Below are 13,616 nucleotides of genomic sequence, written 5' to 3'. Positions count from 1 at the left end.
CGGCTATCGTGCCGGCATGAGCGACCTGACCTTTTTCTGGCACGACTACGAGACCTTCGGCCGCGTGCCCAAGCGCGACCGCCCCGCCCAGTTCGCCGGCCTGCGCACCGATGCCGAGCTCAACGAGATCGGCGAGCCGCTGATGCTGTACTGCCAGCCCGCGCCCGACTACCTGCCGGACCCCGAGTCCTGCCTGCTCACCGGCATCCTGCCCCAGCACTGCCTGCAGCGCGGCGTGCCCGAGCACGAGTTCGCTGCCGCCATCGAGACCGTGCTGGCCCTGCCGGGCACGGTGGGCGTGGGCTACAACTCCATCCGCTTTGACGACGAGGTCACGCGCCACCTCTTCTGGCGCAACCTCATCGACCCCTACGGCCGCGAGTGGCAGAACGGCTGCGGCCGCTGGGACCTGCTGGACGTCGTGCGCTGCGCCTACGCGCTGCGGCCCGACGGCATGGAATGGCCGAAGCACGAGGACGGCCGCCCCAGCTTCAAGCTCGAGCACCTGACCGTGGCCAACGGCGTGTCCCACGAGGCGGCGCACGATGCGCTGTCCGACGTGCGTGCCACCGTGGCGCTGGCGCGCAAGCTGCGCAACGCCCAGCCCAAGCTGTGGGACTTCTGCGTCAAGCTGAGGACCAAGCAGGCCGTGTGGGACGAGATCGGTATCGGCAAACCTTTCCTGCACATCTCCGGCATGTACGGCCCCGAGCGCGGCTGCATCGCCGTCGTCTGGCCGCTGGCGCCACACCCGACCAACAAGAACGAGCTCATCGTCTGGGACTGCTCGGCCTCGCCCGAAGAGCTGCTGACGTTGAACGCTGCAGCCATCCGCGAGCGCATGTTCACCAAGCAGGATGCGCTGCCCGAGGGCGTCACGCGGCTGCCGATCAAGACCATACACGTCAACAAGAGTCCCATCGTCATCGGCAACCTGAAGACGCTCAGCCCGGCCATGGCCGAGCGCTGGGGGCATGACGTTGAGGCGCAACTGGCGAACGCGAAGTTGCTGGCCGAGAAGGGCCGGCTGCTGGACGGGCTGTGGCTGGACGTCTTCCAGCGCGAGCCCTTCGCGCCGGCCGACGTCGATGAAGATCTCTACGGCGGCTTCATCGGCAACGAGGACCGCCGCGCGCTGAACCGCGTGCGCACCTCGGCGCCCGAGCAACTCGCCGAACGTGCAGCCCAGGGCAAGCTGGCCTTCCAGGATGGGCGGCTTGATGAGCTGGTGTTCCGCTGGCGTGCCCGCAACTTCCCCGCGACCTTGTCGGCCGAGGAGGCCGAGCGCTGGCAGGCCCATCTGGCCGCGCGCCTGCACGAAGGGGAGGGCGGCGCGCAGACGTTGTCGGCCTTCATGGAGCGCATCGATCAGCTGGGCGAATCGGCGGACGAGCGCGGCGAGGAGATCCTGTCGGCGTTGTATGACTACGCCGAGCAGATCGCGCCGTAGTCAGCGCGGAACGTCTACAAGCTTCAGGCCCTTGGCCATCTGTGATGCGACCCAGTAGGCCGGGTGCAGTGCGGCTGCGAATTCGGGGTCCGAGTCCTCGAACTCCTTGGCCGCGTACACGCCGAAGTTGAGATCCCGCAGCCGGCTGCGGTTGTGCTCTGTGCCGGCGAGGACGCTGTGGAGGTAGTCGAGCTGTGCGTGGATCGACTGGTAGAGGCTGAAGGTGGGCGCCTGCGCCAGCCGTGCCTTGGCCAGCGACAGCGCAAGGTCCACCACTTCCAGCGGCGTCACGGCGTTCGCTTCAGGTACTTGTCCCTCAGTACCGTCTGCCGGTCGCTCAACTCCACCTCGCGGCCCTGCATGAAGACGCGCTCGATGCGCGTTGCCGGCTCCAGCGGATCGCCATCAGCGACGAAGAGATTCGCCAGCTTGCCGACCTCCAGCGAACCCAGCCTGTCGGCCACGCCGAGGATCTGCGCCGGGTAGAGCGTCACGGCCTTCAGCGCCTCGTCGTCGGAGAGGCCGAACGCCCGGGCATGCGCGGCCTCGAAGGGCAGGTTGCGGGCATTCGTCGAATCGCGCCCGCCGTCGGCGATGCAGTAGCGCACGCCGGCGGCGGCCAGCTTGGCGGGCAGGCTGAAGAGGGCGTCCGGCGGGTCGTCGCGGCGCATGGGCAGGCGCAGCAGGCCGTCGATGATGACGGGCACGTTGCGCTCGCGCAGCGTGTCGGCCACGCGCCAGGCATCGGCGCCGCCGCTGAGGATGAGCTTGAGCCCGTGCCGCGCCGCGAAGTCCAGCGCGAAGCGGATCTGCGCCATGTCGTCGGCATGCATGATGACCGGCCGCGCAGGCGCAGCGCCCGGCGTGGCGGGCAGCACGGGGCGCATCGCTTCCCAGCGGGTGTCGATGGGTGTGGCCGGGTCGGCTGTGCGGGCCAGGGCGTAGGCGCGGGCGCTCTCGAAGGCATCGTCGAGCAGCTTGAGCCGCGCCTCGGTGGAGCGGCGGATCTCGGCCAGCCGCGCCTCGGGCTGGGTCGGGAAGAGGGCGCTGTTCAGCCGCAGCCGCGGCACGGCGATGTGCAGGCCGACCTCGGGCACCAGCGCCATGTCCTGCCAGTTCCAGCCTTCCAGCTGCAGCAGCGCCGAGGTGCCGGCGATGAGCCCCGTGCGCCCGGCCTCGGGCACGGACAGCGCGGCCAGCACGCCGCCGGCCCGCGTGACGGGCAGCAGCTCGCTGTCGGCATTGAAGGCGACGAGGGCGCGCGCGTTGGGGTTGAGCGGGCCGGTCTCGGTGCTGTCCATGGACGCATTGACTGAGCGGATCTCGGCCAGGCCCAGGCTGGTGTTGGCCGCCACCATGCCCGGGTAGACGTGGCGGCCGCCGAGGTCGATGGCCTTGGCACCTGCCGGCGCCGCGATGTCGGTGCCGATCGCGCGAATCTTGCCGGCTTCGATCAGCAGGCTGCCTCCCGCGATGACGGGGCCGCTGACCGGGTGCAGCGTCGCATTGCGCAGCAGCAGCGGCTCGCGCTGCGGCGGGGGCGGCGTGTTGGGCGTGGCCTGGGCAGCCAGGGCGGCGGCCAGCAGAAGAGGGGTGAGGGTGAGCTTCATGTCAGTACGCATCCAGGGTGCACTCATGCCAGGCATCGCCGCCGAAGTAGCTCTGACGGTCGCGGTTGGCCTGGTGCAGCCAGCGCTGCAGTTCGAGCTGGTCCAGCGCGGCGGCCAGCGGTGTGGCGGGGCGTCCCTCGGGTGACGCCGCTGCCTTGGCGCGTTCCGGCAAGGCCAGCGCCACGAGGCGGGCGCGCTCGGCGCGGTCGCGTTCGCGCAGCTGCGCGTCTTCGGCGAGGTCGAAGTAGCGGCGGCCGTCGATCCAGGTCTGCTCGGCCCTGGCCGCGCTGGACAGAGGGTTGGCGCTCCACAGCACGAAGTCGGCGTCCTTGCCCACTTCCAGCGAGCCCACCCGGCCGTCGATGCGCAGCTGCTTCGCCGGGTTGATGGTGACGAACTTCAACGCGTCCGCCTCGGTCATACCCCAGGCCTTGCCGCCGTAGCGCAGCGCCTTGGCGGCTTCGGTGTTCAGGCGGCGGGCCAGCTCGTCGCTGTCGGAGTTGAAGCTGGTCAGCACCCCGGCCTTCTGCGTCATGGCGCCGTTGTAGGGAATGGCGTCCTGCACCTCGACTTTGTAGCCCCACCAGTCCGAGAAGCCCGAGGCGCCCGCGCCCAGTGCCGCGATCTCCGGCGCGACCTTGTAGGCCTCCAGCACATGCTGGAAGGTGGCCACTTCCAGGCCGAACTCCCTGGCCAGCGCGATGAACATCAGGATCTCGTCGGCGCGGTAGCTGTGGATGTGGATGACGCGCTTGCGCTCGAGCAGTTCGACGAGCGTGTCCATCTGCAGGTCGCGGCGCGTAGCCGGGTCGGCGCGGCGCTGCTCGCGGTAGGCCTTGGCGGCCAGGAAGGCGTCGCGCATGACCTGCTCGACACCCATGCGCGTTGTCGGGTAGCGTGGGTCAGTCTCGGTGGCAGGGAAGTTCGCGCGCTTGACGTTCTCGCCCAGCGCGAACTTGATGCCGGGCCGCGCGCCCTCGAACTTCAGCGCCTCGGCGTCCAGCCCCCAGCGCAGCTTGATGACCTGGTTCTGCCCGCCGATGGCGTTGGCCGAGCCGTGCAGCAGGTTGCTGCTCGTGACGCCGCCAGCCAGCTGGCGGTAGAGGCTGATGTCGGTCGCGTCGACGACGTCGGCCACACGCACCTCGGCCGTCACCGAGTGGGCGAACTCATTGATGCCGCGGTTGACGGCGGTGTGGGAGTGGGCGTCGATGATGCCGGGTGTGAGGTGCTTGCCCGTGGCGTCGACGACGAGGGCGCCGGCCGGTGTGGCGAGGACCTTGCCGATGGCGGCGATGCGGCCGTCGCGCACGAGCAGGTCGGTGGCTTCCAGGTTGCCGGCGGCGGCACTGGTCCAGACCGTCGCGTTGCGCACGAGTACGACAGCCGGCCGCTCGGGCGCTGCGGCGCGGCCGAAGACGCCGGCCGGGAAGGTGGCGGGCGGAGGCGAAGGCTGGGCGGCGGGCTGGGCCAGGGGCGGCTGATACGGCGCGACGCGAGTGGCCGTCCAGGCCTGGGTGCGGCCGTCGGCCATCGTCAGCGCGCCGGCCATCGCCGCGCCGCGGCCTTCCAGGCGCAGGCTGTCCCTGATGTTCCCCTCGCAGGGCCAGCGCAGCAGCAGCTCGCGGCCGCGCTGCTGCAGCTCGCAGGCCTTGCCGTCCACCTGCAGCGTCGGCCGGGCGCGCGTGCCGGCGATTTGCCAGCTCTGCTCGGCGCTGCCGGCGGGCTTGACCGTCCAGCGGCCGCGGGCGTCGAAGCGCTCCCAGGCCTCGGTCGGCAGCGGCTGGCCGTCGACGAAGGCGATCTCCACCTCGGCCTGGTCGCTGGTGAACAGGTCGCCGCTGGCGACGACGACGTCGGCCAGTTGCCCCGGCGCGAGGCGGCCGAGACGGGGCTGGCCCAGCAGGCGCGCGGGTGTGGTCGTCAGCGCGGCCAGCGCTGCTTCGGGCTTGAGGCCACGCTGTACGGCTTGGCGCAGCCGGGGCCAGAAGTCCTTGCGCAAATCCTTGACGCCCTGCGTGGAGATCGCGAACTCCACGCCGGCCTCCTGCAGCGCCGCCGCGTTGCCGGGCGCCCGTTCCCAGTGCTGCAGCTGATGCAGGGGCACGTCGAGCGCGCTCTCGGGCTGCTCGACCTCGGGCGCGGCCGGGTAGGCCAGCGGCAGGATGACGGGCAGGCCGAGGGCCTTGAGCTGGGCCGCGCGGCGGTACTCGTGACCGGTGCCCTGGGCGATGACCTTCAGCCCGAACTCGTCACGGGTCTTGGCGATGCGGGCCAGGTCCTGCTCGTCCAGAGCCTCGTGGATGACCGGCTGCCTGCCGGCCGCGGCGGGCGCCAGCGCGGCCAGGCCGGCGTTGAACTCACGCCGCTCGCCCACGGGCTGGGGGCCGGCCGCCCAGCGGGCGTTCAGCCAGGTCTGGCGCATCAGCGCGACGCTGCCCATCAGCGAGGTCGGGTAGGTCACCAGACCCGCGCGGCCGCCAGATTCGAAGTCGAAGGCCTGGTAGTCGTGGGCCACGTGCTGGGCCACGTCGGCCGCCAGCACGAGGCTGCGGGCGTCGGCGCCGTCGCGCAGGCTGATCAGCGCGCTCTGGCCGCGGAAGACGCCGCTGGCCGGCGGCAGCGACAGCGCGGTCGTGAAGCCCTGCTCGCGTGCGGCCTTGAGCTCGTCGGGCCTGATCTCCAGCGCCGCGGCCTGGTGGAACTCGGCGCGCACCCAGCGCTGGCCGGGCGTCAGGCCCTTGGCCTTGGGGAGCTCGATGCGGCCTTGGCCCAGGCCGCTGGCCGCGTCGACGAAGCCGGCGTAGACGGTGCGGCCCTGCAGGGCCCAGACGCGCGCGCCGGCGGGCGGCTTGACGTCCGCACCGACGGCGACGATGACGCCGTCCTTCATCACCAGCGTGCCGTTCTCCACCACCTGGCCCGGCGCGAGCACCAGGCGGGCGCCGGTCAGGGCGTGCCAGCGCGGCGTCGCGTCGCGCAGGCCCTGAGGGATTTCACTGAGTTGTTGGGCCTGGGCGGCCAGCGCCAGCAGGGTGAGCGAGAAGAGGGGAAGCAAGCGCATCGTCGCGTCTTGTCATGGCGCCGCAATGCGGCGAAGCCCCGGACTCTAACGGTGTGATGTGCGTCATGGCCGAAAGCCGGCAGTCCTGCGATAGTCGGGCTTAGAAGATCGATTCGGAGACCCTCATGAGCAGCGCTGCCCCCGCCCATTCCGAGGACACCACCGCCGCCCGCCTGCGTGCCCTGCTGGTGCGTGCGCCTACCGCAATGGCCTTCGTGTCCGGCCAGCGTTTCGAGGTCGTCAGCGAGGAGTTCAACCACCTGTTCGGCTTCGGCGACGACAGCGACCTGACCGGCCAGCCCACGCGCGGCGTCCACACCACGGACATGGCCCACACGGCCCTGCTGGAGCGTGCCGCGGCGGCCTTCACCGCCGGCCGGCCGCTGGACGAGGAGATCGAGTACGTCAAGCGCGACGGCCATCGCTTCTGGGGCCGGCTGCAGGCCACGCCAGTGCACTGGGACGCACCCACGGGCGAGGCGCTGTGGATCGTCGAGGACGTGACGGCCGCCCGCGCGGCGCGCCTGCAGCCGACCTGGACGGCCAAGCACGACAGCGTCACCGAGCTGGCCAACCGGCGCGAGTTCGAGCGCCGGCTCTCCGAGCATGTGGGCAGCCGCCGCAACGAGCCGGTGTCGGTGCTGTGGCTGGACGTGGACCGGTTTGCCGAGGTCGTCAAGGACATGGGGGCCGAGGTGGGCGATCATTTCCTCTACGGCCTGGGCCAGATGCTGATCAGCAAGGTGCGCGCCTCCGACCTCGTTGCGCGGCTGGAGGAAGACCATTTCGCCATCCTGCTGCCCGACTGCGACCAGCACTACGCCCAGATCATTGCCGAGAAGGTGCGCTCGGCCGTGGCCGGCTACCGGCTGCGCTGGGGCCTGCACCGCACGCGCGTGAAGGCCTCGCTGGGCGTGGTGCAGATCCAGCCGACGCTGGGCACCGTCGACGCCGTGCTCGGCGCGGGGGCGCTGGCCTGTACCGAGGCCAAGGCGGCGGGCGGCGACAGCGTGCGCGTATTCGTGTCCGCCGGCGGCTACGAGGAACTGGCGGGCTGATTTCACGGTCAGCGGCGCGGTGATCCCCGGAAATGCGGGGTTTTTCGCCGATTGTTCTAAAGTTCACCCGGGCGCTGCCGATGTACGGCGTGAGTGCTCAAGAACTGGATCCAGATGAACGTCGCCATCTCCACCGCCCTGTCCGGCATCTCGGCCGCGAACGAGCGCCTGCGGGCGTCGGCGTCCAACATCGCCAACCTGGCCGCCGGCAACCAGGCCCGCGCCAGCGTCGAGCCGACGAATGTCGACAAGGTGCCGGAACGCGAGATCAACCCGGCCAACGAGATCGTCGAGCAGCAGTCGGCGTCCTATGCCTTCGTGGCCAACCTGAAGGTGCTGCAGACGCAGATCAACACGACCGGCGCGCTGCTGGACATCAAGGCCTGAGCGGCCCCGCCACCGGCGACAGAAGCGGCCTCAGGCCGCTTTTTCTTTGGCCGGCTCGGCCAAGCTCACGCAGCGACCGGCAGCCCATTCGGCCGTGAGGCGCTCGCGCAGGGCCAGCGTCTCGGCGCGCTGGCGTGCGAGGTCGGCTGCCAGGCGGTCGATCTGGGCCAAGCGCTCGCCCAGCCCCTCCAGGATGAGGTCATGGGGCAGGCCGTCGCCGCTTGCGGCGAAGAGCTCGCGGAGCTGCTCCAGGCCGAAGCCCAGGCTCTGGCCGAGCTGGATCATCTGCAGGCGCTGCAGGGCAGCGTCGCCGTACTGGCGGTAGCCGTTGGCGCCGCGCTCGGCTGCCGGCAGCAGGCCGCTGGACTCGTAGAAGCGGATGGCTGACGTGGCCATGCCGGTGCGTCGGGCCAGTTCGCCGATCTTCATGGTGGATGGGCTTGACTTTAAAGTTGGCTTGAAGCTTAGCATCTGCAGCGCTTTAACTGCCACCGCGCCTTGCCATGCCTACCAGCCCGCTGTTCCAGCCCCTGACCCTGCCCAACGGCCGCCAGCTGCCCAACCGCCTCGTCAAGGCGGCCATGGAGGAGGGGCTGGCCGGCCCTGGGCAACTGCCCGGCCCCGAGTTCGGGCGTCTGTACCGGCGCTGGGCCGAGGGCGGCGCGGGGCTGATGCTGACCGGCAACGTCATGGTGGACCCCGCGGCCCTGACCGGCCCGGGCGGTGTCGTGCTGGACGAGCACTCGCCGCTGGACGGCTTCAAGGCCTGGGCTGAGGCCGCGCGCAGCGGCGGCGGCCAGGTCTGGATGCAGATCAACCACCCCGGCCGCCAGGTGTTCGCGGCCATGGGCGAGGTGGCGCTGAGCGCCTCCGACGTGGCCCTCGACCTGGGCAAGCACTCCAGCCGCTTCGCCGCGCCGCAGCCGATGAGCGAGGCGCAGATCATCGCGGTCATCCAGCGCTTCGCGACGACGGCGCGGCGGGCGGCCGAGGCGGGCTTCGACGGCGTGCAGATCCATGCCGCCCACGGCTATCTGCTTAACCAGTTCCTGTCGCCCCTGAGCAACCGGCGCGAGGACCGCTGGGGCGGCAGCCTGGCCAACCGCGCGCGGCTGCTGATCGAGGTGGTGCGGGCCGTGAAGGCGGCGGTGCCGGCGGGCTTTGGCGTCGGCGTGAAGCTGAACTCGGCCGACTTCCAGCGCGGCGGCTTCAGCCAGGAGGACGCGCGCGGCGTGGTCGAGCTGCTGAACGGCGAGGGTCTGGACCTGCTGGAACTGTCCGGCGGCAGCTACGAGAGTCCGGCCATGCAGGGCCGCACGGCCGACGGGCGCACGCTGGCGCGCGAAGCCTATTTCCTGGAGTTCGCCGCAACGCTGGCCGGCGTGGCCACAATGCCGCTGATGACGACCGGCGGCATCAGCCGCCCGGCCGTGGCCGAGAGCGTGCTGGCTGGCGGCGTGGCCCTGGTGGGCCTGGGCACGGCGCTGGCCATGGCGCCCGAGCTGCCGCGCCAGTGGCAGGCCGGTGAGGCCCGCGTGGCGCCTCGGCCCGAGGTGGGCTGGAAGGACAAGGTGATGGTGGGCCTGGCGACCATGGCCCTGGTGCGGCGGCAGCTGCAGCGCATGGCCGCCGGCAAGGCGCCGCAGCGGCAGGCTTCGCCGCTGTGGACGCTGATTGCCGACCAGCTGCGCACCCGTCGGCTGACGCGCCGCTACCGCAGCTGGCGGGCGGCGCGCGGCTGAGCGGCCTCAGGCCTCCAGCCGGAAGCTGGCCACGGCCCGGGTCAGGCGCTCGGCCTGCAGGCGCAGGCTCTCGGCGGCGGCCGTGCTCTCCTCGGCCAGCGCGGCGTTGCGCTGGGTCATGTCGTCGAGTTGGCCCATGGACTGGTGGATCTCGACGATGCCCTGGTCCTGCTCGCGCGAGCTCTGGCTGATCTGGCCCACCATGGCTGACACGCGCTGGATCTGCTGCACGATCTCGCCCATCACCTCGCCGGTGCCGCGCACCAATTGGCTGCTGCCCTGCACCTGATCGACCGAGCCCTGCACCAGCCCCTTGATCTCGCGGGCCGCCTCGCCGCAGCGTTGGGCCAGTTGACGCACTTCACCCGCCACGACGGCGAAGCCGCGGCCCTGCTCACCGGCGCGCGCCGCCTCGACCGCGGCATTCAGCGCCAGCAGGTTGGTCTGGAAGGCGATGCCGTCGATGACGCCGACGATGTCGGCGATGCGCTGGCTGGATGCCTCCAGCTGGCCGATCTGCCCGACCGCGCGCTCCACCAGCGCGCCGCCGCGCTCGGCGACGCTGCGCGCGCGGCCCGCCAGCTCGTTGGCCTCGAAGGCATGCTCGGCGCCTTCGCGCACGTTGCCGCTGATCTGCTCGACGCTGGCGGCCGTCTGCTGCAGCGAGGAGGCCTGTTCCTCGGTGCGTGCGCTGAGATCCTGGTTGCCTTGCGCGATCTGCTGGCTGGCCGTGGCCACGGAGGCCACGCCCGCGCGCACCTCGTGGACGATGCCGCGCAGGCCCTGCTGCATCTCGCCCAGCGCCTTCAGCATCTCGGCGGCTTCGTCGCGGCCACGGGCCTTGACGGGCGCGCTGAGGTCGCCGGCGGCGATGCGCCGAGCGTCACGCACGGCACGGCGCAGCGGCGCGACGATGGAGCGCGTGATGACCCAGCAGAGCAGGGCGCCCAGGCCCAGCAGCGCGACGCTACCGGCCAGCACCAGCAGGCGGGAGCGTTCGTAGAGGGCATCGGCGTCGTCTGCCGTCTTGCCGATGCGGGCGATTTCGCGCGATTTGATGATGTCCACCTGTTTCATGTAGGCCAGCTGCGTATCCCGCAGGCCGGTCTGCAGCAGCTCGCTCGCCTCGCGGATCTGGCCGGCCTTGGCATGGCCCATGAAGGCCGTCAGGCTGGTGTCGAAGGCCTGCCCCAGTCGCATCGCGTCCGCCATCATCCTGCGGCCCTCCGGGGAGCGGATGCCAGGGTCGATCTGGGCCCACAGCGCGGCGGTGTCTGCACGCGCCTTGTCGATGGAAGCCAGCCAGTCGTCGCGCTTGGCGGTGTCGTCGAATAGCAGGATGTTGCGGGTCTGGCGGGCGATGACGTTGACGTTGTCGGCCACGGCCACCAGGCGTTCGACCTTGGGCAGGCGGTCGTCGCGGATGAAGCGCAACTGGCCTGCCAGTTCATGCAGGCCCGACAGGGCGAGCGCGCAAAGACCACCCATGGCGATCAGCAGCGCAAAGAAGCTGGCGGCCAGGCGGGGGCCGATCTTGAAGCGGGTCAGCAGGACGATCATGGATGGGCACTAGCAATGGTTGTGCCCAGGCTGTCGGTCGTTTTCGGGGAGCCTGGTCGAGCGCCAGGTCGGGGCCTCTCCAAGAAAAGAAGCCCGCCGGGCTTGCGCACGGCGGGCTGGCCTTGAGGTCGTTCAGGCTCAGGCGGCCACGGTCTTGGCGGTGTCTGCGTACTCTTCGATCTGGTCGAAGTTCAGGTACTTGTAGACGCTGGCCGTGTCCTTGTTGATGATGCCCATGGCCTCGTGATACTCGGCCACCGTCGGGATCTTGCCCAGCTTGGAAGCGATGGCCGCCAGTTCGGCCGAGGCCAGGAACACATTGGTGTTCTTGCCCAGGCGGTTGGGGAAGTTGCGGGTGGAGGTGGACACGACGGTTGCGCCTTCGCGCACCTGAGCCTGGTTGCCCATGCACAGGCTGCAGCCCGGCATCTCTGTGCGCGCACCGGCCGTGCCGAATGCGGCGTAGTGGCCTTCCTTGATCAGCTCGCTCTGGTCCATCTTGGTGGGCGGCGCGACCCACAGCTTGACCGGGATGTCGCGCTGGCCGCCCAGCAGCTTGGCTGCCGCACGGAAGTGGCCGATGTTGGTCATGCACGAACCGATGAAGGCCTCGTCGATCTTGGTGCCGGCCACGTCGGATAGCGTCTTGGCGTCGTCCGGGTCGTTGGGGCAGCAGAGGATGGGTTCCTTGATGTCGGCCAGGTCGATCTCGATGACGGCGGCGTATTCGGCGTCCTTGTCGGCTTCCAGCAGATCGGGCTTGGCCAGCCAGGCTTCGACCTTCTCGATGCGGCGCTGCAGCGTCTTCGCGTCGGCATAGCCGTCGGCGATCATGTTCTTCATCAGCACGACGTTGGAGGTCAGGTACTCCTTGATCGGCGCCGGGTTGAGCTTGATCGTGCAGCCGGCGGCCGAGCGCTCGGCGGACGCGTCGCTCAGCTCGAAGGCTTGCTCGACCTTCAGGTCAGGCAGGCCTTCGATCTCGAGGATGCGGCCCGAGAACACGTTCTTCTTGCCGGCCTTGGCGACGGTCAGCAGACCGGCCTTGATGGCGTACAGCGGGATGGCGTGCACGAGGTCGCGCAGCGTCACGCCCGGCTGCATCTCGCCCTTGAAGCGCACGAGCACCGATTCAGGCATGTCCAGCGGCATTACGCCAGTGGCGGCGCCGAAGGCCACCAGGCCCGAGCCTGCGGGGAAGCTGATGCCGATGGGGAAGCGGGTGTGGGAGTCGCCACCGGTACCGACGGTGTCGGGCAGCAGCAGGCGGTTCAGCCAGCTGTGGATGACGCCGTCACCTGGGCGCAGGGCCACGCCGCCGCGGTTGCTGATGAAGGCGGGCAGTTCGCGGTGGGTCTTCACGTCCACGGGCTTGGGATAGGCGGCCGTGTGGCAGAAGGACTGCATGACCAAGTCGGCCGAGAAGCCCAGGCAGGCCAGGTCCTTCAGCTCGTCACGGGTCATCGGGCCGGTGGTGTCTTGCGAGCCGACCGTGGTCATCTTGGGCTCGCAGTAGGTGCCCGGGCGCACGCCCTGGCCTTCGGGCAGGCCGACTGCGCGGCCGACCATCTTCTGCGCCAGCGTGAAGCCGGCCTTGGTCTCGGCGGGGGCCGAGGGCAGGCGGAACAGCGTGGAGGCGGGCAGGCCCAGGAACTCGCGCGCCTTGGCGGTCAGCGAGCGGCCGATGATGAGATTGATGCGGCCGCCGGCGCGCACTTCGTCGAACAGCACGTCGCTCTTGAGCTTGAACTCGGCGACGGTCTCGCCGTTCTTCACCAGCTTGCCGTCGTAGGGCAGCACGTCGATGACGTCGCCCATCTCGAGCTTGCTGACGTCCACTTCGATGGGCAGCGAGCCGGAATCTTCCTGGGTGTTGAAGAAGATGGGAGCGATCTTGCCGCCCAGCGTCACGCCGCCGAAGCGCTTGTTCGGCACGAAGGGGATGTCCTGGCCCGTGGCCCAGATGACAGAGTTGGTGGCGGACTTGCGCGAGGAGCCCGTGCCGACGACGTCGCCGACGTAGGCCACGAGGTTGCCCTTCTTCTTAAGATCCTCGATGAACTGCATCGGGCCGCGCTTGCCGTCTTCCTCGGGCTTGAAGGCCGCGTCGGAGCGGGTGTTCTTCAGCATGGCCAGGTAGTGCAGCGGGATGTCCGGGCGGCTCCAGGCGTCGGGGGCGGGCGACAGGTCGTCGGTGTTGGTTTCGCCGGGGACCTTGAAGACGGTGACGGTGATCTTCTTCTCGACTTCGGGGCGGGTCGTGAACCACTCGCCGTCGGCCCAGGACTGCATGACTTCCTTGGCCTTGGCATTGCCCGCCTTGGCCTTGGTGGCGACGTCGTTGAAGTAGTCGAACATCAGCAGCGTCTTCTTCAGGCCTGCAGCGGCCACGCCGGCGACTTCGGCATCATCCAGCAACTCGATCAGCGGATGCACGTTGTAGCCGCCTACCATGGTGCCCAGCAACTCGGTGGCCTTAGCCTTGGAGATGAGGCCGACCTTGATGTCGCCGTGTGCGACGGCGGCCAGGAAACTGGCCTTGACCTTGGCGGCATCGTCCACGCCCGGGGGCACGCGGTGGGTCAGCAGATCCAGCAGGAAGGCATCCTCACCGGCCGGCGGGGCCTTGATCAGCTCGATCAGCTCGGCGACCTGCTTGGCATCCAGGGGCAGGGGCGGAATGCCGAGGGCGGCGCGCTCGGCAGCGTGTTGGCGGTAGGCTTGAAGCATGGTGTTTCTCCGTTG

At 70.0% G+C, this 13,616-nt stretch carries 10 protein-coding genes; 4 read left to right on the top strand and 6 right to left on the bottom strand.

Translation table 11 applies throughout. The features are described 5' to 3' along the window. Nucleotides 1-16 precede the first annotated feature (16 nt). Nucleotides 17-1,450: an exodeoxyribonuclease I gene (gene sbcB, locus AC07VX_RS21580; RefSeq protein WP_493167454.1), complete on the top strand. Its 1,434-nt coding sequence runs from the start codon at nucleotides 17-19 to the stop codon at nucleotides 1,448-1,450. Here sbcB and AC07VX_RS21575 read toward each other — a convergent pair whose 3' ends face one another. The 3 genes from AC07VX_RS21575 to AC07VX_RS21565 are packed head-to-tail and all read right to left on the bottom strand — an operon-like array spanning nucleotide 1,451 to nucleotide 6,124. After that, nucleotides 1,451-1,741, bottom strand: a complete 291-nt coding sequence (locus tag AC07VX_RS21575; protein WP_493167455.1) for an immunity protein Tsi6 family protein — start codon at nucleotides 1,739-1,741, stop codon at nucleotides 1,451-1,453. It lies immediately after the preceding gene. Then, a complete protein-coding gene (locus tag AC07VX_RS21570; RefSeq protein ID WP_493167456.1) occupies nucleotides 1,738-3,060 on the bottom strand; it encodes an amidohydrolase family protein in 1,323 nt (440 codons plus the stop codon). Before AC07VX_RS21570 ends, AC07VX_RS21575 begins: the two co-directional genes overlap by 4 nt. Nucleotide 3,061: 1 nt before the next feature. Further along, the gene (locus tag AC07VX_RS21565; RefSeq protein WP_493167457.1) at nucleotides 3,062-6,124 is read right to left on the bottom strand and encodes an amidohydrolase family protein; all 3,063 of its coding nucleotides are present in this window, start codon (nucleotides 6,122-6,124) and stop codon (nucleotides 3,062-3,064) included. A gap of 125 nt (nucleotides 6,125-6,249) precedes the next feature. Between AC07VX_RS21565 and AC07VX_RS21560 the strand changes: the two genes are divergently transcribed. Further along, nucleotides 6,250-7,182, top strand: coding sequence for a GGDEF domain-containing protein (locus tag AC07VX_RS21560; RefSeq protein ID WP_493167458.1), 933 nt, complete (start codon nucleotides 6,250-6,252; stop codon nucleotides 7,180-7,182). A 93-nt stretch (nucleotides 7,183-7,275) separates the two neighbouring features. Continuing rightward, nucleotides 7,276-7,569, top strand: coding sequence for a flagellar basal body rod protein FlgC (locus AC07VX_RS21555; protein WP_493183949.1), 294 nt, complete (start codon nucleotides 7,276-7,278; stop codon nucleotides 7,567-7,569). 30 nt (nucleotides 7,570-7,599) lie between these two features. Here the strand turns inward: AC07VX_RS21555 and AC07VX_RS21550 are convergent, their stop codons facing one another. After that, a complete protein-coding gene (locus tag AC07VX_RS21550; RefSeq protein WP_493167460.1) occupies nucleotides 7,600-7,998 on the bottom strand; it encodes a MerR family transcriptional regulator in 399 nt (132 codons plus the stop codon). A 74-nt stretch (nucleotides 7,999-8,072) separates the two neighbouring features. Between AC07VX_RS21550 and AC07VX_RS21545 the strand changes: the two genes are divergently transcribed. Beyond that, on the top strand, nucleotides 8,073-9,311 hold the full coding sequence (locus tag AC07VX_RS21545; protein ID WP_493167461.1) for an NADH:flavin oxidoreductase/NADH oxidase family protein: 1,239 nt from the start codon (nucleotides 8,073-8,075) through the stop codon (nucleotides 9,309-9,311). A 6-nt stretch (nucleotides 9,312-9,317) separates the two neighbouring features. On the opposite strand, the gene AC07VX_RS21540 is transcribed toward AC07VX_RS21545, so the two are convergent. Together AC07VX_RS21540 and acnB are read right to left on the bottom strand one after the other, a co-directional pair. Further along, entirely contained in the window at nucleotides 9,318-10,871 is a 1,554-nt protein-coding gene (locus tag AC07VX_RS21540) for a methyl-accepting chemotaxis protein (RefSeq protein ID WP_493167462.1), read from the bottom strand. A gap of 138 nt (nucleotides 10,872-11,009) precedes the next feature. Then, entirely contained in the window at nucleotides 11,010-13,601 is a 2,592-nt protein-coding gene (acnB, locus tag AC07VX_RS21535) for a bifunctional aconitate hydratase 2/2-methylisocitrate dehydratase (protein WP_493167464.1), read from the bottom strand. Nucleotides 13,602-13,616 lie beyond the last annotated feature (15 nt).

The sequence above is a fragment of the Roseateles sp. GW821-FHT03B02 genome (assembly GCF_059421025.1).
This window is presented reverse-complemented; position numbering and strand designations above follow the sequence as displayed.